Annotated in this window: 27 protein-coding genes and 1 tRNA gene; 10 read left to right on the top strand and 18 right to left on the bottom strand. The window is 38.2% G+C overall.

The window, feature by feature from the left end; translation table 11 throughout:
• Nucleotides 1–123: 123 nt before the first annotated feature.
• The 8 genes from H4J70_RS20520 to H4J70_RS01010 are packed head-to-tail and all read right to left on the bottom strand — an operon-like array spanning nucleotide 124 to nucleotide 7,418.
• Nucleotides 124–3,477, bottom strand: a complete 3,354-nt coding sequence (locus H4J70_RS20520; protein WP_182250507.1) for a proton-conducting transporter membrane subunit — start codon at nucleotides 3,475–3,477, stop codon at nucleotides 124–126.
• A 37-nt stretch (nucleotides 3,478–3,514) separates the two neighbouring features.
• Nucleotides 3,515–5,008 (bottom strand): complex I subunit 5 family protein, encoded by a 1,494-nt coding sequence (locus H4J70_RS01040; RefSeq protein ID WP_182222038.1) that lies wholly within the window; start codon nucleotides 5,006–5,008, stop codon nucleotides 3,515–3,517.
• Nucleotides 4,971–5,330 (bottom strand): NADH-quinone oxidoreductase subunit K, encoded by a 360-nt coding sequence (locus H4J70_RS01035; protein ID WP_182216014.1) that lies wholly within the window; start codon nucleotides 5,328–5,330, stop codon nucleotides 4,971–4,973. The genes H4J70_RS01040 and H4J70_RS01035 overlap by 38 nt, the downstream gene beginning before the upstream one ends.
• Nucleotides 5,330–6,013 carry a Na(+)/H(+) antiporter subunit B gene (locus tag H4J70_RS01030; protein ID WP_182250506.1) on the bottom strand — a complete coding sequence of 228 codons (684 nt, stop codon included), beginning with the start codon at nucleotides 6,011–6,013 and terminating at the stop codon, nucleotides 5,330–5,332. Before H4J70_RS01030 ends, H4J70_RS01035 begins: the two co-directional genes overlap by 1 nt.
• Nucleotides 6,010–6,285: a DUF4040 domain-containing protein gene (locus H4J70_RS01025; RefSeq protein WP_182216011.1), complete on the bottom strand. Its 276-nt coding sequence runs from the start codon at nucleotides 6,283–6,285 to the stop codon at nucleotides 6,010–6,012. Before H4J70_RS01025 ends, H4J70_RS01030 begins: the two co-directional genes overlap by 4 nt.
• On the bottom strand, nucleotides 6,282–6,608 hold the full coding sequence (gene mnhG, locus H4J70_RS01020; protein ID WP_182216009.1) for a monovalent cation/H(+) antiporter subunit G: 327 nt from the start codon (nucleotides 6,606–6,608) through the stop codon (nucleotides 6,282–6,284). Before mnhG ends, H4J70_RS01025 begins: the two co-directional genes overlap by 4 nt.
• Nucleotides 6,598–6,894 carry a monovalent cation/H+ antiporter complex subunit F gene (locus tag H4J70_RS01015; RefSeq protein ID WP_182216008.1) on the bottom strand — a complete coding sequence of 99 codons (297 nt, stop codon included), beginning with the start codon at nucleotides 6,892–6,894 and terminating at the stop codon, nucleotides 6,598–6,600. Before H4J70_RS01015 ends, mnhG begins: the two co-directional genes overlap by 11 nt.
• A complete protein-coding gene (locus tag H4J70_RS01010; RefSeq protein ID WP_182250505.1) occupies nucleotides 6,894–7,418 on the bottom strand; it encodes a Na+/H+ antiporter subunit E in 525 nt (174 codons plus the stop codon). The genes H4J70_RS01015 and H4J70_RS01010 overlap by 1 nt, the downstream gene beginning before the upstream one ends.
• Nucleotides 7,419–7,564: 146 nt before the next feature.
• Between H4J70_RS01010 and H4J70_RS01005 the strand changes: the two genes are divergently transcribed.
• Nucleotides 7,565–8,521 (top strand): calcium/sodium antiporter, encoded by a 957-nt coding sequence (locus H4J70_RS01005; protein ID WP_182250504.1) that lies wholly within the window; start codon nucleotides 7,565–7,567, stop codon nucleotides 8,519–8,521.
• 81 nt (nucleotides 8,522–8,602) lie between these two features.
• Here H4J70_RS01005 and cspD read toward each other — a convergent pair whose 3' ends face one another.
• A complete protein-coding gene (cspD, locus tag H4J70_RS01000; RefSeq protein WP_070373660.1) occupies nucleotides 8,603–8,830 on the bottom strand; it encodes a cold shock domain-containing protein CspD in 228 nt (75 codons plus the stop codon).
• Between the two features lie 199 nt (nucleotides 8,831–9,029).
• On the opposite strand from cspD, the gene clpS reads away from it, so the two are divergent.
• Both clpS and clpA read left to right on the top strand, forming a co-directional pair.
• Complete coding sequence (gene clpS, locus H4J70_RS00995) at nucleotides 9,030–9,350, top strand: ATP-dependent Clp protease adapter ClpS (protein ID WP_070373659.1); 321 nt, start codon at nucleotides 9,030–9,032, stop codon at nucleotides 9,348–9,350.
• A gap of 28 nt (nucleotides 9,351–9,378) precedes the next feature.
• Nucleotides 9,379–11,628 (top strand): ATP-dependent Clp protease ATP-binding subunit ClpA, encoded by a 2,250-nt coding sequence (gene clpA / locus H4J70_RS00990; RefSeq protein WP_182250503.1) that lies wholly within the window; start codon nucleotides 9,379–9,381, stop codon nucleotides 11,626–11,628.
• 148 nt (nucleotides 11,629–11,776) lie between these two features.
• Here the strand turns inward: clpA and H4J70_RS00985 are convergent, their stop codons facing one another.
• Both H4J70_RS00985 and H4J70_RS00980 read right to left on the bottom strand, forming a co-directional pair.
• Nucleotides 11,777–12,838, bottom strand: a complete 1,062-nt coding sequence (locus H4J70_RS00985; RefSeq protein ID WP_182216001.1) for a 3-deoxy-7-phosphoheptulonate synthase — start codon at nucleotides 12,836–12,838, stop codon at nucleotides 11,777–11,779.
• 138 nt (nucleotides 12,839–12,976) lie between these two features.
• Nucleotides 12,977–13,786, bottom strand: a complete 810-nt coding sequence (locus H4J70_RS00980) for a pyruvate, water dikinase regulatory protein (RefSeq protein ID WP_070373656.1) — start codon at nucleotides 13,784–13,786, stop codon at nucleotides 12,977–12,979.
• A 323-nt stretch (nucleotides 13,787–14,109) separates the two neighbouring features.
• Here H4J70_RS00980 and ppsA point away from each other — a divergent pair, with 323 nt between their 5' ends.
• From ppsA to H4J70_RS00965, 3 genes are all read left to right on the top strand, one after another.
• Nucleotides 14,110–16,488, top strand: a complete 2,379-nt coding sequence (gene ppsA, locus H4J70_RS00975; RefSeq protein WP_182222042.1) for a phosphoenolpyruvate synthase — start codon at nucleotides 14,110–14,112, stop codon at nucleotides 16,486–16,488.
• A 202-nt stretch (nucleotides 16,489–16,690) separates the two neighbouring features.
• Nucleotides 16,691–19,768 carry an FAD-binding and (Fe-S)-binding domain-containing protein gene (locus H4J70_RS00970; protein WP_182250502.1) on the top strand — a complete coding sequence of 1,026 codons (3,078 nt, stop codon included), beginning with the start codon at nucleotides 16,691–16,693 and terminating at the stop codon, nucleotides 19,766–19,768.
• A gap of 106 nt (nucleotides 19,769–19,874) precedes the next feature.
• Nucleotides 19,875–20,078, top strand: a complete 204-nt coding sequence (locus H4J70_RS00965) for a cytoplasmic protein (protein ID WP_182243372.1) — start codon at nucleotides 19,875–19,877, stop codon at nucleotides 20,076–20,078.
• Between the two features lie 25 nt (nucleotides 20,079–20,103).
• Here the strand turns inward: H4J70_RS00965 and H4J70_RS00960 are convergent, their stop codons facing one another.
• From H4J70_RS00960 to H4J70_RS00935, 6 genes are all read right to left on the bottom strand, one after another.
• Nucleotides 20,104–20,442, bottom strand: coding sequence for a TusE/DsrC/DsvC family sulfur relay protein (locus H4J70_RS00960; RefSeq protein ID WP_182216104.1), 339 nt, complete (start codon nucleotides 20,440–20,442; stop codon nucleotides 20,104–20,106).
• Nucleotides 20,433–20,729 carry a sulfurtransferase complex subunit TusB gene (gene tusB / locus H4J70_RS00955; RefSeq protein WP_182171813.1) on the bottom strand — a complete coding sequence of 99 codons (297 nt, stop codon included), beginning with the start codon at nucleotides 20,727–20,729 and terminating at the stop codon, nucleotides 20,433–20,435. Before tusB ends, H4J70_RS00960 begins: the two co-directional genes overlap by 10 nt.
• A 5-nt stretch (nucleotides 20,730–20,734) precedes the next feature.
• Nucleotides 20,735–21,103 (bottom strand): sulfurtransferase complex subunit TusC, encoded by a 369-nt coding sequence (gene tusC, locus H4J70_RS00950; RefSeq protein WP_182215997.1) that lies wholly within the window; start codon nucleotides 21,101–21,103, stop codon nucleotides 20,735–20,737.
• A gap of 10 nt (nucleotides 21,104–21,113) precedes the next feature.
• Entirely contained in the window at nucleotides 21,114–21,488 is a 375-nt protein-coding gene (tusD, locus tag H4J70_RS00945; protein ID WP_182243368.1) for a sulfurtransferase complex subunit TusD, read from the bottom strand.
• Between the two features lie 126 nt (nucleotides 21,489–21,614).
• A complete protein-coding gene (locus H4J70_RS00940) occupies nucleotides 21,615–22,280 on the bottom strand; it encodes a Bax inhibitor-1/YccA family protein (protein ID WP_070373648.1) in 666 nt (221 codons plus the stop codon).
• 254 nt (nucleotides 22,281–22,534) lie between these two features.
• A complete protein-coding gene (locus H4J70_RS00935; RefSeq protein ID WP_070373647.1) occupies nucleotides 22,535–23,113 on the bottom strand; it encodes a DNA-3-methyladenine glycosylase I in 579 nt (192 codons plus the stop codon).
• Nucleotides 23,114–23,261: 148 nt separating this feature from the next.
• On the opposite strand from H4J70_RS00935, the gene H4J70_RS00930 reads away from it, so the two are divergent.
• A tRNA-Ser gene (locus H4J70_RS00930) sits at nucleotides 23,262–23,352 on the top strand.
• Between the two features lie 444 nt (nucleotides 23,353–23,796).
• On the opposite strand, the gene H4J70_RS00925 is transcribed toward H4J70_RS00930, so the two are convergent.
• A complete protein-coding gene (locus H4J70_RS00925; protein ID WP_259366429.1) occupies nucleotides 23,797–24,045 on the bottom strand; it encodes a hypothetical protein in 249 nt (82 codons plus the stop codon).
• Between the two features lie 400 nt (nucleotides 24,046–24,445).
• Between H4J70_RS00925 and H4J70_RS00920 the strand changes: the two genes are divergently transcribed.
• The 3 genes from H4J70_RS00920 (at nucleotide 24,446) to H4J70_RS20515 (ending at nucleotide 25,780) form a co-directional block, all read left to right on the top strand.
• Nucleotides 24,446–25,147: an MBL fold metallo-hydrolase gene (locus H4J70_RS00920; RefSeq protein ID WP_182217748.1), complete on the top strand. Its 702-nt coding sequence runs from the start codon at nucleotides 24,446–24,448 to the stop codon at nucleotides 25,145–25,147.
• A 50-nt stretch (nucleotides 25,148–25,197) separates the two neighbouring features.
• On the top strand, nucleotides 25,198–25,566 hold the full coding sequence (locus H4J70_RS00915) for a rhodanese-like domain-containing protein (RefSeq protein ID WP_259364988.1): 369 nt from the start codon (nucleotides 25,198–25,200) through the stop codon (nucleotides 25,564–25,566).
• A gap of 82 nt (nucleotides 25,567–25,648) precedes the next feature.
• Nucleotides 25,649–25,780 (top strand): hypothetical protein, encoded by a 132-nt coding sequence (locus H4J70_RS20515; RefSeq protein ID WP_259367976.1) that lies wholly within the window; start codon nucleotides 25,649–25,651, stop codon nucleotides 25,778–25,780.
• Nucleotides 25,781–25,901: the final 121 nt, after the last annotated feature.

Below are 25,901 nucleotides of genomic sequence, written 5' to 3'. Positions count from 1 at the left end.
TTGGTACTCCAATAACATAACCATTTATTAGTCGTGTTTAGTTAATAGACTAAAGTCCTGCATTGTAACTGAATTATTGTAAATATCGCTGTTTATCTTTCATTAGACGATGGCACATTACATTTAAACGCTAAACGCTACTAATAATAAAATACAAACACCGATTAAAACGACTGACACATAGGTTGACTGCATATTCAGTGGCATGACTTCCTGAGGTGAGAGCTTTTTATTAATAAAAGATTTCAGTTGAGCCATTAAGCCTAGATCAATAGCTTTCTCTTGCTCAATATTTGCTATTAGCTTTTCGTTTGTTGAGAAAGGCTTATTTATGGCTATTAGCTTGGATGCATCGAGGCTGAAAATTGCGCGTCCGTCTAGCTTAAAGGTCACCAGTAATTTATAGACAACAACGGCTAGAAATATCGGGATTAACGATGATATAAAGCTGTTTAGGGTCACCAGTGAAAATAAGCTGGTTAAGGTGTACTTTTCATTAAGTAAATACCAAGGCGCTAACAGCACTAGTAGGGTGTTAACTAAGCAAACAACCAGTAATGGGTATTGAGGTTTACTGTCATGAGCGCTACTTTTCTGACCTTTGTAGTAAGCCATATGGATAAAACGGCACATTAATAGTCCGGTAAATAATGCACTGACAATAATCGCATATTTTAAATAAGGTAAGTCACTCAACAAATTTTTGACTTCATTTTTAGCGAAAAAACCACTGGTAAAGGCTGCCCCAACCAAGGATAACGCAGGTAATATCATGGTGATATAAGTCATACCGCGTAAATAGACTGGCGTATTACTTTGTTTATTTAATAGTGGCGTAATTCCCACAGATAAAAACAAAGCCGACTTAGCTAACCCGTGATGAATAGCATAAAAAATAATAGCCGTGGTCATTGCATCTCTAAGTGCTGGAAATACTAATATCACACCAAAACTAGCAGATAATATGCCCATTTGGCTTACCGTAGAATAGGCAAGTACCGCTTTAGGATCCTTTTGACTCATGCCCTTTATTGCCGCATAAAATGCGCCAAGGGCACCAATGCTAATAGTCAGTAAACCTAACTGAGAGAATGTGGCCAAATCATCTGCTTGAAAAGGGAAAAACTTAAGCCAACCAATCATACCGGCTTTTACCATAAAACCACTTAATAAGGCACTAGCGGGCACCGCAGCAACGGGGTGTGCAAGAGGTAACCAAGAATGGAAACCAAATAAGCCAATTTTTATACCAAAACCAACAATCAGCATCAGTCCCATAAATTGTAATAACGTTGGGCTAACAGTGTGTTGGGTTAAGTCCATATAATTGAGAATACAAAAAGCACTAAAAATAGCAACTTCACCGATAATGACCCACTTTATATAGACATTAGCGGCTGTTATTGCGGCGGCTGTTTTATCTCTAATAATGAGCACATAAGACGACAAACTCATAAAAGTAAAAAAGGTCAAAAATCCAAACATGTCTGTGCTCAGTACTAAACCAAAACTACTGGCCATGGCGACACAAAATAACGCCATAAAGTTAGATTTATTATTACCCAAATGAGGATAAAATAAAGCATACGTTGAACTTAGTAACCATAATAGCCCCGCCAGCAATAGAAAACCTTGGCTGAGCTTATCAAGTGAAAGTTCACTACCAAAAAATAAGAACGGTATGCTTTGAAAATAATATTCAGGTTGTAAGCCTAAATAAATAGCAGGAATGGCGCAAAGTGGCATTAAATAGGTAAGTTTGATAGCTTTGGGACGTATGATAATTAATGCGGCTAATATCAAGGGTAATATAATAGACCAAACTAACCAGCTTGACATTTGCTGAGGTAAAATCGACGATTGCAAAAGAGTTGTTGTTTGATTAAACCCAATAGATTCAGAGGTTGCGATCAGCTTTGACCAGCTTAATGCACTGTATTGACTATTAGCGAATAATCCCGCCAAAATAGCAAAAGTTATGGTAACAACCGGTGGTAAAAGCATCATCCAATGTGCTTCTAGCGTTGGTTTGTTCTCTACATGGTTTTGATGCTCAGTATGTGGCTCTGCAGGTAATTCTGCGTGTTGGGTAGCATGTACCGGTGTGGATAATTGTCTTGGTAAACTGGCGTGATCGGTATCTTGATTCTCTTGTGATGGAGCAAGGAACCATGCACGATAAACCAAAGGTAAGAAATAAATTGCGTTTAATAAACTACTACCCGCTAGCACTGCTATTACCCAAGCATTACCTGTTTCAATAGCGCCAACACCAAGGTACCACTTAGAAACAAAGCCCGCGATTGGCGGTATACCAATCATGCCTAAAATTGCGATAGTAAAGGCAGTCATGGTGATCGGCATTTTTTTAGCAATGCCATTTAACTGGCTAACTTTATAAATGTGATGTGTTTCAGCGAGCAGACCAGCACAAAAGAACATAGTGATTTTCATTAGCCCTTGATGCACTAAATGCATAATAGCACCAACGGCCGCAATAGGGCCGGCGAGTGCTATGCCTAGCGTTATATATGACACCTGACTAACCGTTGAATAAGCAAGACGCTTTTTTATATCATCTTGATAAATAGCCCTAACCGAACCATAAATAATGGTAAAACATGCAAAGACCAACAGGACTTGTAAAACACCTAAAGAACTTGCTAGGTCGACGCCATACACATCATAAACCACACGTATAATGCCAAAAGCTCCAGCTTTTACTACCGCTACAGCATGCAGTAATGAGCTAACCGGTGCGGGTGCTGCCATTGCACGAGGTAACCAACCATGCAGAGGAAATAAAGCCGCTTTAACGCCTAAACCTATCATCAGCATAACAAAAATAATAGTGATGGTGGTTGGGTCAATATTAGGGGTATTAAGTAAGATATCTGGCGTTGAAAAATCTAAAGCACCCGCGATAGACTTTAACCAGACAACCGCAACCATTAAGATAGCGCCACCGATCATCGTATAACGTAAATAGGTTTTACCAGATTTCAACGAATCGTCATTACCTTTATGAACAATTAATGGGTATGTCGCTAAGGTAAGGAGCTCATAAAAAATTAGAAAAGTAATTAAATTACCCGCTAAAGCGACCCCTAATGTTGAAAAAACACAGAGACTGAAAAAGCCAAAGAATCGACTTTTGTGTTTCCCTTTCTTAAAGTAACCCACGGCATAAATAGTGGTAAAAAACCATAACACGCCCGATAGTGTCACAAAGGCTAAAGACAGAGCATCAGCTTTGAGTACTAAGTTAATATCAGGTAATAGCGGTAATCTTGTTTCAAATACAGCGCCTTGAGAAACGCCCAAGAGCATTATGCCAATTAAGATAATATTAATTGCCGCACTCGTTAAATTAACAGATGTTCTGAGTTTTTCATTTTTCTCATCGATGACCATCATCAAAATGCCGGTACTAAAGGCAACGATTAAAATAATAAGCGGTAGCCAGTCGTTTAACATGCTAATTGTCCTTGAAGCTCATTTACAACATTAATCATTAGTAACTACCCGTAATTAGGTTAGTTAACCACATCGCATTTAAACCAATAATGATGGTAATAACAGAGAGTCCAACTGCACCTAAAAGCTTACTTTCACTGATAGCTAAAACGGTAAGTGAGTTTTCCTGAGTCGGTGTGGTAAACGCCAAATTGAGTACTCTAAATAAATAAGCACTCGCTAATAGGCCGCCAATAAAGAGGGTTAATACCCACCACCATTGTTGAGCTTCTACGGCATTATTCAATAATAACCATTTAGCAATAAAACCTCCGCTTGGCGGCAGCCCAATTAAACTAGCACTGGTTACCGCAAAAACAAAAATACTAATGGGGAGCTGTGATGCTATGCCTTGTAGTTGTGATAATTGATCATGCCCCATCGCTTTCTGAATAACGCCGGCGGCTAAAAACATCGCGGCTTTTGCACAGCCATGGGCAACAATAAAGTAAATTACTGCAGTTCGTGCTAAATCAGGCGTGGTAAACATTAACGGAAATGCGAGAAATAAATAACCAATTTGTGCAACAGTAGAGTAGGCAATTAATTGCTTTAATCTGGGTGAAGTAAAAGCCCGATATGAGCCATAAATGACCGCCATGGCGCCAAATATACCCATTATAGTCACCGCCGTAAATGTAACCACTGGCGCGAGAATTTTAAACCAAAAGGTAAAAAGGATAAAAAATGCGGCTTTAACCACTAAAGCAGACAACATTGCACTTACTGGCGCAGAAGCATTGGAATGGGCTGAAGGTAGCCAAAAGTGTAATGGAAATAAAGCGCATTTCATCATCATACCCAAGGTAATAAGGGCTAACGCTAACTGCATACTGCTATTACTTTCAACTAAATTAGCAACCAGTTGATTGTCGAGAACGCCATAAGTACGATAAATAATAGCCACACCCAATAAATACATTAACGAACCAAACAGGCCAACTAATAGGTATTGAAATGATGCTTGTAGTGCTTGTTGCGTGCCTTGAATAGCAATTAAACTTACTGCAGAAAGCCCCAAGAGCTCGAGCATAATATAAGTATTAAAAATATCAGACGAGATAAAAATACCATTTAAGGCGGTGATTAAAAACCACCATAAAGGCCAGAAGCGGACTTCTTTTTCGTTATCATCAAAATATTGTGTGCTGTAAAATGTGATAGCTAAACCTATTGTCGAGGTCATTAACAGCATAATGGCGCTAAATTCGTTAATCGATAATCTTATGCCTAGTGGCGGCTGCCAGCCACCAATAATTAACTCAATGGCTACGGCTTGTTGTAAAACATAACCCGCTTGTAGAGCACAGATAACCACTAACGTTATCGAGCTAATAACACTGATTAGTCGGCTTAATTTCGTATTACCTGCCACAAAGCAAATAATAGCAATAACCATAGGGAGTATCATTAATGCCGGTAATGAAAAAGTTGTAATGAAATTATTAATCAAATTAACCTCGACCTTGAGTATCATTGCTACTATTTTCATAGACCGACTCTGATTGTGTAGCCGCTTCTTCTTTTTGTACTAATCGCGCGAACTTGGCTATTTTAGAGGCTAAGTTAAGACCTAAAGCGGTACCAGCTGCAGCAACTATTATTCCTGTTAACACCATGGCATGAGGAACAGGGTCAATAGCATTAGGGTAGGTATGCGCAATAGCAAGTAGCAACATAAAAATAGCAATTCCAATGACATTTAGGCCCAATAATTTACGAATAAAGTCGCTATTCAATAAAAATCCTAGTAAGCCAATAGCGAACAATAAAATTGAGCAAAGGGTGTATAAATTAGTTTGGGATAATTCCATTACGCATGCCCTTTGTTAATCGATTCAAAACAAAGAAATAATATTAAGGCAATCGCGAAAGTTGCAAAAAATTCGATCACTAAAATACTGGCACCGGCTAACTCAACAGGAAACGTGAGAAAAGCATGGGACTGCAAATAAAGAAGTAGTATTACAGCAATAAAAGCGATGAGGCCTAACGACATTAACAAGCGATAGCGTAGTTTAGTAAAATCGATAACTTGTACGTTTGCTAATGATAATAAAACTATACAGCCGGCTAGCAAAGCCGAAGCTTGAAAAGCGCCACCGGGCTTTGTTGAACCAATCCACAGTAAATAACCGGCCATAATAATGGTTAAGGGGATAAAGACCTTGGCGATGAGTAAGACTTGCGACTCTTCCTGAAGGGTAAAGGTCAAAACAGGGGTATCTAATATGTAGGGTAACACGGCTATCGCCACCACTAAAAAAACAGCAAATTCAATAAAAGTATCGTAAGCACGATAATTTAACAGCACAGCGGTAACGATATTCGTTACACCCGTTTTATCAAGCGAATTTAACGCTAACGTTTGTAGTTCATTGCCATGTGGTGCCTGGTTAAATAAAGCAAAAATGAAAAATGCAGTAAACAGGGTGACTAAAATAATAATGAGCGTTTTTTCAATAACATCACTATTTTTTGCTAAAAATTTTATCAAAGATCACCTCGACCCTTCTTATCTGTGGGCTTATCTATTGATAGTTTGCGCCATGACGCTAGCAACATTGCTCCCGTTAAACCTGCGCCAATGGCCGCTTCAGCGATCGCAACATCAATGGCATTCAACTGGATCCAGCAAAGGGTGATCACCAGTCCAAGACTAATAAACAATACAATGGCGGTGAACGACTGTTTGACTAAGAACATTGAACCGGCAATAACTAAAACGCAAAGACACAATAAGATATCAATCCATAATTCACTATTCATTTGTTATTGTTCCCGTTGTTGTGCTGATTACCATCATGTTCCACCATTTGTCTTCTGCGTTCATGGCGGGCCACTAAATGACAGCTCGTCGCACTTGTCAGTAATAATAATGCCCATACCAAGATGACTTTTATTGCCATAGAAACACTATTAACTTGTGGTAGTAACCCTAAGGTGATTAAACCTACGCCTAAATTATCAGATTTAGTCAAAGCATGTAGGCGACAAAATACGTCAGGAAAGCGTAATAGTCCTATCGTCCCAGCGATAAAAAATAGGCATCCTAATGACAACATTATGATGGTAAATATATTAGCTATCATGTTTATGATTCTCTGATGGGCTAACGTTGTCGATCGGCTGCTCTGCTAACTTTAAAAAGGCAATGACGGTAATCGATGCTAATAAGGTAAAGACTAAAGCAACGTTAGTGATAACTTCGTTATTTTGTAATACCGAAAAAACAAGAACGATTGTTGTGCCTATGGTGCCAAATAATTGTGCCGCTAACATACGGTTGGCGTTATCAGGGCCAATTAATACTCTGAGCAGCCCAACGATTAAGCAGATTAACAAAATGATAACCACGATAGTGTAAAAAAAAGTCATTACTTACTCGCTATTTTCGTCGATGAATAATTTTCTTGCGGAGAAATATCTAAATGATAAAGCTCACAAATAGCGAGTTCACATTTATATATATCTTCTAATGAACTGCTGGTAACTGTTAGCACATGAACCAGTACACGGGTAGGCTCTCTAATAACACTTACCGAACCTGGCAATAAGCTAACCACGTTCATAAATAAGTTCATTGGTGAACCAGCCGGTAAATGCTTAATTGAATAGTGAATAAATTCAGGCTGTAATTTCATGTCAACAGAGAATACTCGCACTGCTGTGTCGGTTCCGCCTTTTATCGATTGATAAATGAAAAACCAAATGAATTTAGGTACTTTAGCAATGTTGATGTAAAAAGTGCGATTAGCACTGTTGGTTTTTTCTGACAATTTGGCAGATACAAAAATGCTCATGGGGATGAAAACAACACCAACAAGCAATGAAGCAAGATCACCATCAGTAAGTAAAAACCAAAAGCCGGATAATAAAAGGCTGGATATGAAGTAAAACAAGATTTAACGCTTAATATTTTTATTGATCATAATATTCACAATTATAGAAGTTAACGTCAACAAAGCCTACAAAAAACTGTCATCTTTTTGGTATTTTAAAGATATAATATAGAAAATATTTTTGTTGGATATCTTCAGGCAAATTAATGAATTATATAATGATGATTGCAGGACTGTTGATGTTAATCATTGGCGGTGAACTTTTGATACGTGGAGCTATGTCTGCCGCGAACAAACTTAACGTTTCACCCTTTTTAAGTGGTTTAGTCATTGTTGGTTTTGGCACCTCCATGCCAGAATTAATCGTTTCAGTAAATGCCATAATGAATAACAATTCAGCTGTGGCATTAGGGAACATCATGGGGAGTAATATAGGTAATATTGGTCTTATTATTGGTACTTGTGGATTAATAGCCCCTTTGGCGTTTAAACAGTCTGCCCTTAAACGTGATGCGATAGTGATGCTAGGTGCTGTTTCTTTATTGATTTTAATAGGGCTAACCGGTTCTTTCTCTATTATTTCTGGTGTGGTGATGATTAGTGCGCTTTTGGCTTATTTAGGTTTCACCATTTACAAAGAGAAAAATCATAATACGGCTTCGCATAAACTCCACCAAGCTGAAGGAAAAGAGCTACACACTAAACCTCACAAAACTTGGCTGGTGATATTATCGATTGCATTCGGTTTAGGTTTTCTTATGCTAGGAGCACAATGGTTTGTTACTGGAGCAACGATTATTGCCAAAGCCTTAGGAGTATCTGACGCGCTTATAGGGCTCACTTTAGTTGCTATAGGGACATCACTGCCCGAATTTACTATTTCGGTAATGGCGGTATTAAGAAAACACATGGATGTAGCTGTTGCAAATGTTGTTGGCAGTAACATTTTTAATATTCTGGGTATTCTTGGTGTTTCTTCTTTAATTTCACCCATTTCGTTCCAAGGAAGATTTGCTGAGTTTGATCAGTGGGCTTTATTATTTATTACGTTAGTATTGACCGTGTTCTTATTGTTTGGTCATTCAATAGGCAAACTAAAAGCAATCTTTTTACTGTTGTTTTATGTTGCTTATGTTTCGCTTGGGTATATCTATTTCAATTAGTTACAAGCACTGATAAAAAAATACCTGGTTGCTAGATGAGCAAACAGGTATTTTATTGTATTATTGCAGCGCAATAGAAAATTATTCCTCACCCATAGCTTCAATTTCATCAGGTGTAATACTAGCAGCATGATGGCCTTTGGGGCCTGCATTTAGTTCATAATCAACGTCTTGACCAGCTTTTAATGTACGGTATCCTTCCATTTGGATTGTTGAATAATGCGCGAAAATATCTTCACCACCATCCTCTGGACGAATAAAACCAAACCCTTTTGCATTATTAAACCACTTCACTGTCCCGTGAGCCATACTTCAACTTCCTTCTACATCGGTAATTAGGTATGCTTGCATAAAAGCATTAACATAAATGTATTAATGATTAAAAAATAATCACTAAAGTAAACAGTAGACAAGTTATATAAATAATCAAGTTAATTTTATCAGTTAATTGAATATTTATTTTTTAAATGTTAAAGCAAAATCACTAGGTACAGACTAATATAAAATTATGAGCAAGTGGAAAGAGTTACTAGATAATCAAGAAGTCCTTGAAGACGAACTTGTAGAGCAATTTGAAAAGCCCCCTATGTATACTGTTGTGTTACTTAACGATGATTATACGCCGATGGATTTTGTCATAGATGTGCTGTGTCGATTTTTTAATATGAACTCAGATAAGGCGACCGACGTAATGTTAGAGATTCATTATAAAGGAAAGGGGCGATGCGGTACTTTTACTGCTGAAATAGCAGAAACAAAAGTTGAACAAGTTAATCAATACGCATTAGAAAATGAGCACCCATTGCAATGTACAATGGAAAAAGCGTGAATTCGCATGGTTTAAAGTGGAGTAGTCTATGCTGAACAAAGATTTAGAAATATCATTAAATATGGCTTTCCGTCAAGCCAAGGACTCCCGTCATGAATTTATGACGGTTGAGCATTTATTATTAGCCTTATTAGATAACCCTTCATCAATCGAAGCGCTTAAAGCTTGTGCTGCCGATATGGGAAAAATACGTAAAGAGTTATTAGATTTTATAGCAGAAACAACGCCAGTGATCCCAGAAGGGGAAATTGAACGTGAAACTCAACCAACGTTAGGTTTTCAGCGTGTGTTACAACGAGCTGTTTTTCATGTGCAATCTTCTGGAAAAAGTGAAGTTAACGGTTCCAATGTCCTGGTTGCTATTTTCAGTGAACAAGAATCTCAAGCGGCTTATTTTCTGAAAAAATCAGACATTAGCCGTTTAGACATTGTAAATTTCATTTCTCATGGAATTTCTAAAATTGAACAGACGGATTCTCCACAATCTACCGAAGAAGCTCACGTTGAAGAACCCCGTACTATTGAAAACTTTGCTACTAATCTTAACGAAGAAGCGAGAAAAGGGAATATTGACCCGTTAATTGGTCGCGATAGCGAATTAGAACGAACTTTACAGGTGCTAAGTCGTCGCCGTAAAAATAACCCATTATTTGTTGGTGAAGCAGGGGTGGGTAAAACGGCTATTGCCGAAGGACTTGCCAATTTAGTTATTTCTGACGATGTACCTGAATTCTTAGCTGAAACCACTATTTACTCGCTTGATATGGGCGCTTTATTAGCGGGCACCAAATACCGTGGTGATTTTGAAAAACGTTTTAAAGGCTTATTAAAAGAGTTGGAAGAAGAGGGCAATGCCATTCTATTTATCGATGAAATTCATACGATAATTGGTGCTGGTGCTGCTTCCGGTGGCATGATGGATGCTTCTAATTTAATAAAACCATTATTATCATCAGGAAAACTTCGTTGCATGGGTTCAACGACCTACCAAGAATACCAAAGTGTTTTTGAAAAAGATCGTGCATTAGCGCGCCGTTTTCAAAAAATAGATGTTGTTGAGCCAAGTGTTGATGACACCACTAAAATATTGCATGGTTTAAAAGAAAAATACGAATCACATCACGGTATTCGTTATACCAATAAAGCCTTGCGTGCAGCTGCACAATTGTCGGCTAAATATATCAATGAGCGTTTTCTTCCCGATAAAGCCATTGATGTTATTGATGAAGCAGGTGCTAAACAACAATTAGTTGCTGCTTCGAAGCGTAAAAAAGTAATTAACGACAGTGATATAGAATCTATTGTTGCCAAAATGGCGAGGATCCCTGAAAAGTCAGTTTCATCATCAGAAAAAGACAGTCTTAAGACATTAGACCGTAATTTGAAAATGGTTGTTTTTGGACAAGATCACGCTATTGATGAACTGACTTCAGTAATTCGCTTATCTCGTGCTGGTTTAGGTAATGAACACAAACCTGTTGGTTCGTTCTTATTTGCTGGGCCAACTGGGGTGGGTAAAACAGAAGTAACACAACAATTAGCTAAATCTTTAGGTGTCGAACTATTACGCTACGACATGTCAGAGTACATGGAGAAACATGCGGTAAGCCGCTTAATAGGTGCTCCTCCAGGTTATGTTGGTTATGAGCAAGGCGGTTTATTAACGGATGCAGTAATCAAGCATCCTCATTCTGTGGTCTTGTTAGATGAAATTGAAAAAGCGCATGAAGATGTTTATAACATTTTATTGCAGGTCATGGACCACGGAACATTAACCGATAATAACGGTCGTAAAGCTGATTTTAGAAATATTGTTTTAGTGTTAACAACCAATGCGGGAGCTCATGAAATAACTCGCCAATCTATTGGTTTTAAACAACAAGATCAGTCAATTGATGCAATGGGTGAAATTAATAAAACCTTCTCACCTGAATTTAGAAATCGTTTAGACAATATTGTCTGGTTCAACCATTTAGATGAAGTTGTTATTCAACAAGTGGTTGATAAATTTATTGTTGAACTACAGGCACTACTTGATCAAAAAGGCGTTTCATTAGAATTAACGAAAGACGCTAGAAAATGGTTGGCTGTTAACGGTTATGATAAATCGATGGGCGCTCGACCTATGTCACGTCTAATACAAGAGCACTTAAAGAAACCATTAGCTAATGAATTATTGTTTGGTGATCTAACACACGGTGGCGTGGCGAAAGTTGGTGTCAAAAAAGATAAATTAGTACTCAGTTATATTCAAAAGAAAGAATTGGTTGAGCATTAGCAGCAAACGGAGCTAACCAAACACTTTACGTCACGGTGTTTGGTTTCGTTTCATTTAGATAAATTTTGCTGAATATAAAAAAGCCGCAGGGGAGTTATCCTCAGCGGCTTTTTTTATTTAAGCGTTGAAATATACCTTATAGATAAATTTAACGTTGAGTTGAACGTTTAGCTTGAACAGCCGCCGATAACTCATCTAACAAACTGACACTGGTGTCTAAGTTAATACAGGCATCAGTGATACTTTGTCCGTAGGTGAGTTTGTTAACATCAACCACTTTTTGATTACCCTCAACTAAGAAGCTTTCAACCATTACACCAAATATAGCCTTGTCGCCTTGCTCCATTTGAGCTCTTAAAGAGCGAGCAACGTCAATTTGTTTGCTATGGTCTTTAAAACTATTACCATGGCTACAATCGATCATAATACGATTTTCTAAGCCAGCTTTAGCCAATACTTCTCCGGTCTTACTAATGTTTTCTGCGTGATAGTTCGGCTCTTTACCGCCACGTAAAATAACATGAGCAAATGGGTTACCATGCGTTTGATAAATACACATTTGACCACTTTTATTGGGTGAGTATAAAACATGAGGCACACTTGAGGCGTTGATGGCGTCGACAGCAATCTGTACATTACCGTCAGTGCCATTTTTAAAACCTACCGGACATGAAAGTGCTGAAGCTAATTCTCGGTGAACTTGGCTTTCAGTTGTTCTAGCACCAATAGCTCCCCAGCTTATTAAATCTGAAATATATTGGCCGGTCACCATATCTAAAAATTCAGTACCTGCAGGTAAACCGAGCTTATTAATATCCATTAATAACGATCGAGCCAGGTTTAAGCCTTTGGCTACATGAAAAGATTTATCTAAATCAGGGTCACTGATCAAACCTTTCCAGCCAACCGTTGTACGAGGCTTTTCAAAATAAACACGCATGACAATCAATAAATCATCTCGGTACTTATCATGTAATACTTTAAGTTTCTCTGCGTAATCTACAGCAGCAGTGGTGTCGTGAATTGAACACGGGCCAATAATGACCAGTAAACGGTCGTCGTCACCGGTGATAATCGCTTCAATGTCTTTTCTGCTTTGGATGATAAAACTCGCTGTTTCATCATCTAGTGGGATTTGCTGTGCTAATTCTTCAGGAGAAACAAGGTTTTCAATTAGCGTGGTTCTAAATTCATCCGTTTTAATAGTCATGGTAATCTAATTTTTTTATTTGAAGGCGTTAATGCGCAATAAAAAAGCCAGCGCAATATAATTTATCGCGCTAACATAACCAAATTAGCGGCTTATGTGAAATGCTTTCTGTATTTTCAAAGATTAATTTGAACTAAGTTAATATTTATAGCGTTGTAACCCTGTTTCATTGAGGATTTTTGCTGATATTTCTTCTACTGAAAACTTTGTGCTGTTAAGGAAGGGAATTTTTTCTTTTTTATACAGTTTTTCCACTTCTCTAACTTCCATTCGACACTGTCGTGCTGATGAATATTTACTGTTCGCTAATCTTTCACCGCGAATATCAATTAAGCGTTGTGCGTCGATAGTTAAGCCAAACAGTTTCTTTTTATGAGGTTTTAAAAAGTCAGGTAAAGTCAGGTCGTCCATATCATCATCAGTAAAAGGGTAATTCGCTGCTTTGATACCATATTGTAGAGCGAGGTATAACGAGGTTGGTGTTTTACCCGAACGCGATACACCCACGAGAATAACGTCGGCATGCTCATAATTGGTAACATTTGAACCGTCATCATTGGCCAGTGAATAATTAACCGCATCAATTCGATAATCATAACTATTTTCGTGAATACTGTGCGTGCGATGAGCGGTAGGCTTAGCGTCTAGTTGCAGTTCTTTCTCAAGTGGCGCGACAAAATGCTCTAGGAAGTTATAAATAACGCCATCACAACTATCAATAATTTTTCTAATATCGTTATTAACAAAGGTATGAAAAACTAACGGTGGCATACCGGTACGTTTAGCGGCCTTATTAATTTTTATTTTTGCCGCTTCTGCTTTTTCAACAGTTTCAACAAATGAAATAGTGTCGTGATCAAATTCCATTGGGAAAAGTGAAAGCAAAGCATGACCAAAAACCTCTGATGTAATGGCTGTGCCATCAGAAATATAAAAAGCAGCGCGCATTTAAAAACCTCTTTATTATTTTTAATACCCAACCAATAAAATTAGCTGAGTTTTTTTATAGTTAAAATAAATGACTACTGCCAGATAAAATTAATAAGTAGGTTAATGACTTAATAAATTTTATGCAGGACATTTACCCATTTTTCTGATGAAAACTAGGCCATTCAATTAATCAATTGGGTATAACTGTAACTTATACTGAAATGTTTCAAATAACATTTCAGTTTATAAAGTTCGCAGTGTAAAATGTCTTAAGCTATAAATATACTGATATAACTCATAAATCTATTTATTTTTGTTTCTTTTTTTTTGGAGAAGATGTCGTGCAAGAAAATGTACTTTGGTATGAAGTTTTAGGAATGAATGATGTTGACCGCGTTGGCGGAAAAAATGCATCACTTGGTGAAATGATCTCAAACCTTTCAAACGTAGGCGTGCAAGTCCCAGGTGGTTTTGCTACGACTTCCTACGCATTTAATGAATTCTTAGAACAAAGTGGCATCAACGACAAAATATATCAGTTACTTGATAATTTAGATGTTGATGACCTAGCCGCATTATCAAAATCAGGTGAAACAATCCGTAATTGGATCATAGAAACACCATTTCTACCTGAAATGCAGCAAGATATAGCAAAAGCCTACACCACCTTAGCCGATGGTTTTGCTGACGATGCTTCATTTGCTGTTCGTTCTTCAGCAACGGCAGAAGATATGCCCGATGCTTCTTTTGCGGGACAACAAGAAACTTTCTTAAACGTACGTGGTTTTGACGCTGTGATGATAGCGATCAAACATGTTTACGCTTCTTTATTTAACGACCGTGCTATCTCTTACCGTGTTCATCAAGGTTATGACCATCGTGGTGTTGCTTTGTCTGCTGGCATTCAGCGTATGGTACGTAGTGATATTGCTTCAAGCGGTGTGATGTTCTCTATTGATACTGAGTCTGGCTTTGAAGACGTAGTCTTTATTACCTCAAGTTACGGTTTAGGTGAAATGGTGGTGCAGGGCGCAGTTAACCCTGATGAATTTTATGTTCATAAACCTACACTTGCTAAAGGTAGACCGTCGGTTGTTCGTCGTAATATCGGTAGTAAAGCCATAAAAATGATTTACACCACAGATCAAAGTCATGGCAAACAAGTTGAAATTGTTGATATTGAAGAAAAGTTGTCTAATCAATTTTCATTAACCGATGATGAAGTTCAAGAACTTGCCAAACAAGCCGTTATTATTGAAAAGCATTATCAACGTCCAATGGATATTGAATGGGCTAAAGATGGCTTAGACGGTAAGCTTTACATCGTTCAGGCGCGCCCTGAAACAGTTCGTAGCCGTGAAAGCGCTAATGTCATGGAACAGTTTCAATTACAAACAACCGCTGATGTTATTTGTGAAGGTCGCTCAATAGGTCACAAAATTGGTAGTGGTGAAGCAAAGGTTTTAGCTTCACTGGCTGAAATGGACAAAATTAAGCCCGGTGATGTTTTAGTCACCGATATGACCGACCCTGATTGGGAGCCTATTATGAAGCGTGCTTCTGCGATTGTTACTAATCGTGGTGGTAGAACTTGTCATGCTGCAATTATTGCTCGTGAAATGGGAATTCCTGCGGTTGTTGGTTGTGGTGATGCGACAAAACGTATTGCTAATGGCGATGATATTACCGTTTCTTGTGCTGAAGGTGATACCGGTTTTATCTACAAAGGTAAACTTGATTTTACTGTAACCACTTCACAAGTTGATTCGATGCCAGAAGTTCCATTAAAAATAATGATGAATGTTGGTAACCCAGACCGAGCCTTTGGTTTTGCTCGTTTACCTCATGCGGGTATTGGTTTAGCGCGTTTAGAATTCATTATTAATAAGATGATTGGCATTCATCCAAAAGCGTTGTTAAATTTTGATGAGCAATCTGACGATTTAAAAGATGAAATTAACGATATTATTGTTGGTTATGCCAGCCCAGTTGAATTTTATATTGCTAAGCTAACTGAAGGTATTGCAACCTTAGCGTCAGCTTATTCGCCTGAGAAAGTAATCGTTAGAATGTCTGATTTCAAATCAAACGAATATGCTAACTTAGTTGGCGGTGACGTGTTTGAACCGGAAGAAGAAAATCCAATGATTGGCTATCGCGGCGCAGCACGTTATATTTCTAAAGATTTCCGTGAATGTTTTGCACTTGAGTGTGAAGCGATTAAACGCGTGCGAAACGACATGGATTTTACCAACGTTGAAATCATGATCCCATTTGTTCGAACCGTAGAAGAAGCCGAGCAAGTTATTGAAATACTCGCTGAGAATGGTCTAAAACGTGGTGAGAATGGTTTGCGCGTTATTATGATGTGTGAATTACCGTCGAACTGTTTGTTAGCTGATCAATTCCTAGATCATTTTGACGGATTTTCTATCGGTTCAAACGATTTAACGCAATTAACACTAGGTTTAGACCGTGACTCTGGTTTAATCGCTCATTTATTTGATGAACGTAATCCAGCCATTAAAGCCTTATTGTCGATGGCGATTAAAGCTTGTAAAGCGCGTGGTAAATATGTGGGTATTTGTGGCCAAGGCCCGTCAGATCACCCTGATTTTGCCGCATGGTTGGTTGAAGAAGGTATCGACAGTGTTTCGCTTAATCCAGATACGGTATTAGCGACTTGGTTGTATATTGCTGAAAATCACAAGAATAAATAATCGTATAGCGTGGTTTATCGATTAATAATGTGAGGTCATAGCCTCACTGGCAATATAATAAACAAAGGCTAGGTTCTTTTTACTATAAGTTTAGTTAAAAAGTTCTTAGCCTTTTTGCATTCTTCAACAAAACTTGAGTCATAATTCAAAATTGACGTGATATACTAAGCTTAACCTTAAATCGTTAATATGTTTTTCGTCTATGTCTCAGAGCTTACCTTCATTAGAACACCAAGAACTTATCGCTCCACTGTATCAAAAGTTTTCTCAGGAGCTTGGTAACACTCAATATAGCGGTGAAATTAATTGCCAATATAGTGCTCGGCTAGCGGTTGCTACCGACAACAGCATTTATCAACAATTACCACAATTGGTTTTACATCCTCGAAGTAAGCAAGACGTTCAATTGATCAGTCAATTGTCTTCAACGCCAAAGTATCAAAGTATTAAGTTTAGTGCGCGTGGCGGTGGAACCGGCACCAATGGACAAAGCTTAACGCCAGGCATTGTCGTTGACTTGTCAAAATATATGAACCGTATTTTAGAAATTAATATTGAAGAAAACTGGATACGTGTTGAAGCGGGCGTCATCAAAGATCAATTAAATGATTATTTACGTCCACACGGTTTTTTCTTTTCTCCAGATTTATCAACCAGTAGTCGTGCAACCATTGGTGGCATGATTAATACTGATGCTTCCGGACAAGGCTCTCTGGTCTATGGCAAAACCTCTAATCATGTTTTAGCCCTAGAGTCGGTTTTAGCCAATGGTGACTTTCTGTCAACATCTCCGATGTCCATTGAGGAAGCGGAAGAACTCGCGCAACAAAATAGCAGTTACGGCCATATTGTTAAACAAGTACTGGCCTCATGTCGTGACAACCGAGCCTTGATTTTAGAAAAATTTCCCCGTTTAAATCGTTTTTTAACGGGTTATGATCTAGAAAATGTTTTTAATGATGATTTAAGCCAAGTTGATATTTCTCGTTTGATCACCGGTTCAGAAGGTTCGTTAGCCTTTGTTTGTGAGGCAAAACTCAACTTAACGCCAATTTTAAAAGCTAAAACACTGATTGTAATTAAATATGACAGTTTTGATTCTGCGCTGCGCCATTCACCGGCACTCGTTGAAGCTAAAGCGACTTCAGTTGAAACCATCGATTCAAAAGTCTTAAATTTAGCCAAACAAGATATTGTCTGGCATTCGGTGCGTGATTTAATCACCGATGTTGACAGTAAAGTCATGGACGGTATTAATATTGTTGAGTACAACGGCACCAGTATTGAAGCGTTAGCCGATCAGGTCGCACAATTAACAGCTCGTTTAGATAGCGACATTAGCAATAATACCGGTGTTATTGGTTATCAAGTGACCACTGATTTAAGCAGTATCAATAAACTTTATGGTATGCGAAAAAAAGCCGTTGGCTTGTTAGGCAACACAGCAGGTAGTCAAAAACCATTAGCTTTTGCCGAAGATACTGCCGTGCCACCCGAAAACTTAGCGGATTACATTGTTGAGTTTCGCGCATTACTCGATGGTTATGGTTTGCACTACGGCATGTTTGGTCATGTTGATGCGGGTGTTTTACATGTCCGCCCAGCACTCGATATGTGCGATCCTGAACAAGAAAAGTTGCTCCGCGAAATCTCTGATAAAGTGGTAACGTTAACCGCTAAATATGGTGGTTTAATGTGGGGTGAACATGGCAAAGGTTATCGCAGCGAATACAGTCCAAAATTTTTCGGTGAACATTTATTTACTGAACTAAGAAAAATTAAAAGTGCTTTCGACCCGCATAATAAAATGAATCCAGGTAAAATTTGTACGCCACTTGAATCGAGTGAAAAACTAGTCTCGGTTGACGACACTAAACGGGGTTTCTATGACCGGCAAATACCTATAACGGTAAAAGATTCATTTAGTTCAGCGCTCGACTGTAATGGCAATGGCTTGTGTTTCAATTATGATGTAGACAGCCCAATGTGTCCTTCAAGCAAGGTAACGCGTGACCGAAGACATTCGCCGAAAGGTAGAGCAGGCTTGATGCGTGAGTGGTTACGTCTTTTAGAAGCTAAGGGAGTCGATATCCTTAGTTTAGAAGAAAACATTCAGCATTGGTCTGTAAAACGTTTATTAGATAAGATAAAAAATCGTTTTTCAGCACATCAAAAAGAAGATTTTTCTCACGAAGTGATGGAAGCGATGCAAGGCTGTTTAGCCTGTAAAGCTTGTGCGAGTCAATGCCCTGTAAAAGTAGATGTTCCAGATTTTAGAGCGCGCTTTGTTAACTTATATCATTCAAGATACTTCCGTCCGTTAAAAGATCACTTAGTCGCTAATGTAGAAACATTAACGCCATTAATGGCCAAATCCCCGAAATTAATTAATTCGGTATTATCCCATAAATGGTACGACAAATTTTCACGAGCAACGATTGGTTATATTGATACTCCGATACTTTCTGTACCTACCTTAGCAAAGCAAGTCAGAGAAAAAAATTATCAATCCTTTGATCTTGCTTATTTACAAGGGCTCAATAAAGAGCAACAAGCGAGTCATGTGCTGATCGTTCAAGACCCGTTTACTTCTTTTTATGATGCTAACGTCGTTGAAGCTATGATGGCATTAATTGAAAAGTTAGGTTTTACCCCAATATTATTACCGTTTAAACCTAATGGTAAACCGCAGCACGTAAAAGGATTTTTAGCTAAATTTGCAAAGACAGCTAAAAATACCGCTGAATTTTTAAATGAACTTCATCAGTTAAATATACCTATGGTCGGTTTAGATGCTTCATTAACGCTTTGCTATCGCGACGAATATAAACAAACGCTTGGTGATAAGCGTGGCGATTTTCACGTGCTGTTAGCCCATGAATGGTTATTAACGGTTATAGAACATCAGAATACTAAAACAGCACTTTCATCACTAACGGGTGATAAACAAGTAGCGCCTTATAAATTATTTGCGCATTGTACTGAGAAAACGGCATTAGCCGGTAGTGAAGGGCAATGGCGTGAGATATTCAAGTTATTTGGTTTGACACTTGAAAACGTCTCTGTGGGCTGTTGTGGTATGGCTGGTACTTACGGACATGAGCAAGTAAATTTTGAAAACTCGAAAATGTTATTTGAAATGAGTTGGCAAGATAAGTTAGCTAAATTAGAGGCTAAACAAGTCTTAGTGACTGGCTACTCCTGTAGAAGCCAAACAAAGCGTTTAGGAAACATGCAGACTCGTCATCCTGTGGAAGCGTTATTATCAGCTTTTGAGTAAATGTTTTCATCGACTAAAGTTATGATAAAGAGAGTCGATATAGTTTGTGACAAATGTTGTACTTGTTCTAACTTGCTATGTGCATAGCTAAAACGTGAGAGGCTTTATGTCGTTATCATTGAATAATATTGAAAGTGTGCAAACAGATATAACTACAGGTTATGCATTAAAAACCGCAGCCTTATCTAAAGGTCAGCAAGAGCTTGAAGGTGAAATGGCGCTAAAGCTTATCGCCTCGGCTGGCAGTATTGACTCCGTGGCATTACCAACATCAGGTAGCAGTGGTTTCACTATCAATATTAAAGTTTAATATTGATAGTCGGAGAGTAAAACGTTTAAATACAGCGTGCTGGTTTGGGTAAACCAGCATACTTTGTTGCTTGTTTTGCTGGCCCTTCTTTGAATAATCGATATAAGTACCGACTACTTGATTTTTCTTCGCCAAATTCTGCTTTCATCGCTTTTGTTAACGCTCTTATTGCCGGGGACGTATTGTAAGTCAGGTAGAACTCTCTAACAAAGCGTATAACTTCAAAGTGTTGCTCCGTTAATACCAATTGGTCTTTATCAGCAATTATCTGCGCTAAATCTGTATGCCAGTCTTTAAAGTTAATTAAATAACCTTGCTTGTCGGTGGCGATTTCTTGCTCATTAAAAAATAAACTCACTGCCAAGTTACCGATTTTTCTGTTGCACAAATCAATGTCATTAATGCATCGAGTGATAAAGTGTTTATTTTTTCTTTATCAATCGTTATAGCTCTTGCTTGTGCGTGCGCTTCAACAATATAAAGCGCGGGCAGCGCTATTTTACTTAAGGCTTGTTGCCATAAATCATGACTAAGGTTGTAGCAACCATCATCAAGTAGCACGATAGTGTCATTTGCTTGTATTACGTCAAGACATTGTTCAAAGTCGCTTGTTTGAAAAGCGGATGTGCGCACTAAGTGAAGCATACTCATGTGGGTTAAAACCTTAATATTGATTGATGTTGGTGTAATGATATCGAGAACTCTGCACGGTCAAGTACTGCTACGTTTTCAATAGAAAAATCGTTAGCCAAGCCACGTTGAGTCAGTGAATGTTGGCAAACATAAATATTTTCAATATCATAAAACTCTAATGCCGCTAACGTTTTTAAAAAGTCTTTTTGTTGGATAAATTCAGGTTGTTGTTTGGGTATTAATTGATAAACGCCATCGCCTTGAAAATACAAACTAATGGCTTGTTCATAAGAGCCAAAAATAAGGGCAACATCAAGAGAATCTTTAGCATTTGCTGCTGAAAAGGGTGCGCTGGCATTAACGATAGCAAGTGATTTTTTGGCTTCAGACATGATAAATACCTTACAGTTGAATTAGACGATCAGCGTTGACATTCAATTCTACTAACTCACCTAGGCCCGATAAGGTAAATGCCTGATGAATAGTAGCGGCTTGACCATCATTAATATCATCACTTAGTCCACGTTTTTCTGCTGCAGTAGCACATAAGTGTAAAGGAATATCATAGTCGTGATGTAATTGTTGCCATTGTCGATGGGCTTGGTATTCGTCATTAGGGAGTGCAAGGTGCTGGCTACCATTTAAAACACCGTCTTGATAAAAAAATACGCCAACAACGTTAATATCACTCTTTAACGCAGCGGTAACCATATTAATAGCAGTAGCCGTTAAGTTACTGTTGGGCGGGGTGGTAATAACAAAGGCGAGTTTTTTCACAAAATGTCCTACATACACAAGTAAATAGTGATTATAAATGAATATAAAAAAACCTCGGTGACCGTAAGATCAACGAGGTTTCATATTATAAGCAATAACTCACTTACATTCTATTATCTTACGATATTAATCATCGCCGCCCATTACGCCTAAAAGGTGTAATAAATGCACGAAGATGTTGTAAATATTCAAGTATAAAGAAATAGTTGCTCGAATGTAGTTGGTTTCACCACCATTAATTATACGACTAGTATCAAACAAGATTAAACCAGACATAATCATGATAATAGCTGCGCTAACTGCTAATGAAAGAGCCGGTATTTGAAAGAAAATATTTGCAATACTTGCAACTATTACCACAATTAAACCGACCATCAAAAAACCACCCATAAACGAGAAGTCTTTTTTGCTAGTTAATGCATAACCCGATAAGGCGAAAAATATTAATGCAGTGCCACCTAAGGCTTGCATTATCATTCCAGGACCTGCAGGCATTGCAGCGTAATGGTTAAGCATAGGGCCTAGAGAGGCTCCCATTAAACCAGTGAATGCAAAAATCCAAAAAATACCACTCGCTGAATCAGCTTTTTTGTTTACAACAAACATTAAGCCAAAAGCGACTAATGTCATTATAAGAGCTGCGCCGTGTGGCAAGTTCAACGACATAGAAATAGCGGCAGTAACGGCACTAAAAGCTAATGTCATTGATAACAACATATAGGTATTTTTAAGTACCTTGTTAATTTCTATAGCTGAGCTTTTACTCGCTTGTAAACCAATATTTGATTGCATAAAACTTCCTCTGATAACTTTAGTTATACTTTTTAGATAAGGCCATTTAAGTCAAATTCAAGAGTACTCTTAAACTTTCTTTATGACATCTTGACATATTATGACATGGCGTTTTTTAAAATACTATTATTTAGTTGCTTAAATTTGTTGATATTTACTAATAATTTGTGAATATTTGTAACTAAAAAATTTAGCCGCATTAACTAGCATTGGTGGCTTGTTGGTGATTGTTATTTTTCCAAGGTATTACTCACTTATTTTCTAAAACAGCTATTTGAGTGGTCATTTATCAATCCGGTTGCTTGTAAATGTGAATATAAGGTTGTTGAGCCTAGAAATTTAAAGCCAATCTTCTTCATGTCTTTGGCTAATCTATCACTAATAGGCGACGTAGCAACTGATTTCTCTGTATCATTTATACTGTTAACTTGGGTTTTATTATCAACATAAGACCAGATGAACTGACAAAAACTTCCGTACTCTTGCTGTATTTCAATAAATCGTTGTGCATTATTAATAGCCGCTACTATTTTTAGCCTGTTGCGTACTATTGAGGCATCTTGCATTAAACGTTCTACATCGTCGTTAGTAAACCTTGCAACTTTATTTACATCAAAGTCTAAAAATAACGTACGGTAACCTTCACGTTTCTTAAGAATAGTGTACCAACTTAAGCCAGCTTGTGCAGATTCTAAAACAAGGGATTCAAACATCACTTTATCGTCATGAACCGGCACTCCCCATTCTTCATCGTGGTATTTTACATAATCAGGTTTTGAGGTATCAAGCCAAGAACAGCGGCACTTGTTTACAGAAAAATTGTTATTACCCATACACACCCTTGAAGATTGTTTAAATAGCTAGCGATTTGTTGTTTTTTTTAGCAAACAAACATTTTTGTTAAATAAATGCTTTACAAGTCTTTTTCTACACTTTAATATTCGCCTCGTCTTCAAGCAAGCAATTGTTTTGAGACATTCAGGTGAGATGGCTGAGTGGTCGAAAGCACTGGTCTTGAAAACCAGCAAGGGTTTATAGCCCTTCTAGAGTTCAAATCTCTATCTCACCGCCAAACAAAGAAAAACCGCTAATCGAAAGATTAGCGGTTTTTTGCTTTTTGATAGTTAGAAATTTTAAATAAGGGTTTATAGCACTAAACCTTGAGTAGAGTTCAAATCTCTATTTCACCGCCAAACAAAGAAAAACCGCTAATCGAAAGATTAGCGGTTTTTTGCTTTTTGATAGTTAGAAATTTTAAATAAGGTTTATAGCACTAAACCTTCGAGTAGAGTTCAAATCTCTTTCTCACCGCCAAACAAAGAAAAACCGCTAATCGAAAGATTAGCGGTTTTTTGCTTTTTGATAGTTAGGAATTTTAAATAAGGGTTTATAGCACTAAACCTTCGAGTAGAGTTCAAATCCACTCTCACCGCCAAATAAAGAAAAACCCATTACGAAAGTAACGGGCTTTTTGCTTTTTTTTCAATATCTTGTAATCTTCTTCAACACCCTAGCGTTAGAAATACAAATCAGCAAAAAGAGCAGTAGGATAAGCTTGTAAATCTGTTAATGATGAAACTAAAACTTCTGGTTCACAAGATGGTAGATCAACTCGTACTAATCTTAAATGTAGTGAACCGGTCGATATTTTATCTTTCCTACATCGACGAAGAGACTTTTCAGCACAAGGAAAATCAACGATATTATTATATTTCCCACTTTCTAAAAACGCTTTAATAACATTAGAGCTTTTAACAATGCGCATGCAAAAATTAACACTTTTTAACCTATGATATTTATAAAACCAAACGACAGGATAACCTCTGTCATAAACGATTAAGTCGCCTTTTTGGGTTTTATTTAAATGCTTTATAGTGATATTGGGTATAGAAACGCTTCTTTTGTCTTACTACTACTTTATTGTAACGACTACATAGGCGCCAAAAATCTTTTATTAAGTACGTTAACGTACAGAGTAATTATAAATACAACGATAAGGTAACCTTTACTTTGCCTTTACCAATAAGGCTGCTTTTTATTATTGATATTGGTTCAGCCAATATATAGGAGTTACCCATGTATGGATTCAGTGTGCAATTACAAATACCTTTCGATATCGCGTTTAGTACTGTTATTTACACACTAAATATGAATGGGAGATAAACATGTTATTTCGCCAATTTTTTGATTCTGAATCCAGCACTTATAGCTATCTGTTGGCTAGCGATAGTGGCCACGAAGCGTTACTAATCGACCCGGTAATAGATAAGGTGGATATGTACCTGAAACTAGTCGAACAACTCGATGTTCGATTAGTGCGAGCCATCGATACTCATACCCATGCGGATCACATCACCGGTCTTGGAAAGTTGCGAGAAAAGACCGGTTGCATCACTGTAATGGGCGAACAGACAGAAGCGGACTGTATGTCTGAAACCATTCGGGAGGGCGAGCACATCCGGTTGGATGGTATTGATCTAGAAGCGTTGTACACACCTGGCCATACCGATGAGTCTTATAGCTTTTTGCTTCACAGCGAGCGTCCAGCAATATTCACCGGCGACGTGCTGCTGATTCGTAGCAGTGGCCGAACCGACTTTCAAGGTGGTGACGCTGGTCAAAGCTATGATTCTATTACTAAAAAAATATTTACGTTACCGGATTCAACGCTGGTATACCCGGCGCACGATTATAAGGGCTGGACCCGCAGCAGCGTTGCTGAGGAAAAGGCTCATAACCCGCGATTAGCCGGCAAGAGCCGTGCGGAATATATCGACATTATGAACAACCTGGATCTGCCTGATCCTAAGATGATGGATGTGGCCGTTCCGGCGAACCTTGGCTGCGGTTTAGCTGCAGATGCATAGCGAACTAACAGTTTGAACATTCATTCACACTACAATCAGGAGAAATTTTTATGCTTACGTTTTTAACTGCACAACAAATGATCGATGAAGCCAAAAAAGTGGTTGACACCGTCGACCTTGAAAAGGTAAGGGCTCTGCGTGGCAGCGGTGCGCTAGTGCTCGATGTTCGTGAACCCAATGAGTGGCAGGAAGGCCATCTGGAAGGTGCCGTCGCTATACCTCGTGGTGTATTGGAAATGAAAATTTCCGACGAAGAAAGCGATCACCAACGGCCTATAGTCACCTATTGTGCCAGCGGTGGACGTGCCGCGCTAGCCGCAGCAACGTTACGACAAATGGGCTACATTGCAGCTCTTGCATCGGAAGCAGGCTTTGACGATTTGCAGGCTACCGGACTACCTTGTAATAAGCCGGACTAAATTTCCACACAAACATAGGCATGTGCCTGTGCGATAGCAACTCGGAGCACGCAGACGGGTCCCGCTTGCGTGGTCTCACGGAATGTCAACTGGAGAGAACAGAAATATGATGAACGATATGGGTATGGGATTGGCTATTGATCGGCTGGAAGACGATCCAAAGCCAGGTAACCATTGTCATCATCCCTCACGAATAAGCCCTCGTGTTCAATAAAACCAGTCGCATGCTGGCTAATGCGATGAGTAAGAGTATTCAGTTCACTTTTTTCGTAAAAATTCAGTCGAGTTTAAAAAGACTTAGATTAAATTTATTTCTCCAAGGCAACTAGTTAATC

The organism is Colwellia sp. BRX8-9 (assembly GCF_014077245.1).
Classification (GTDB): domain Bacteria; phylum Pseudomonadota; class Gammaproteobacteria; order Enterobacterales; family Alteromonadaceae; genus Colwellia_A.
This window is presented reverse-complemented; position numbering and strand designations above follow the sequence as displayed.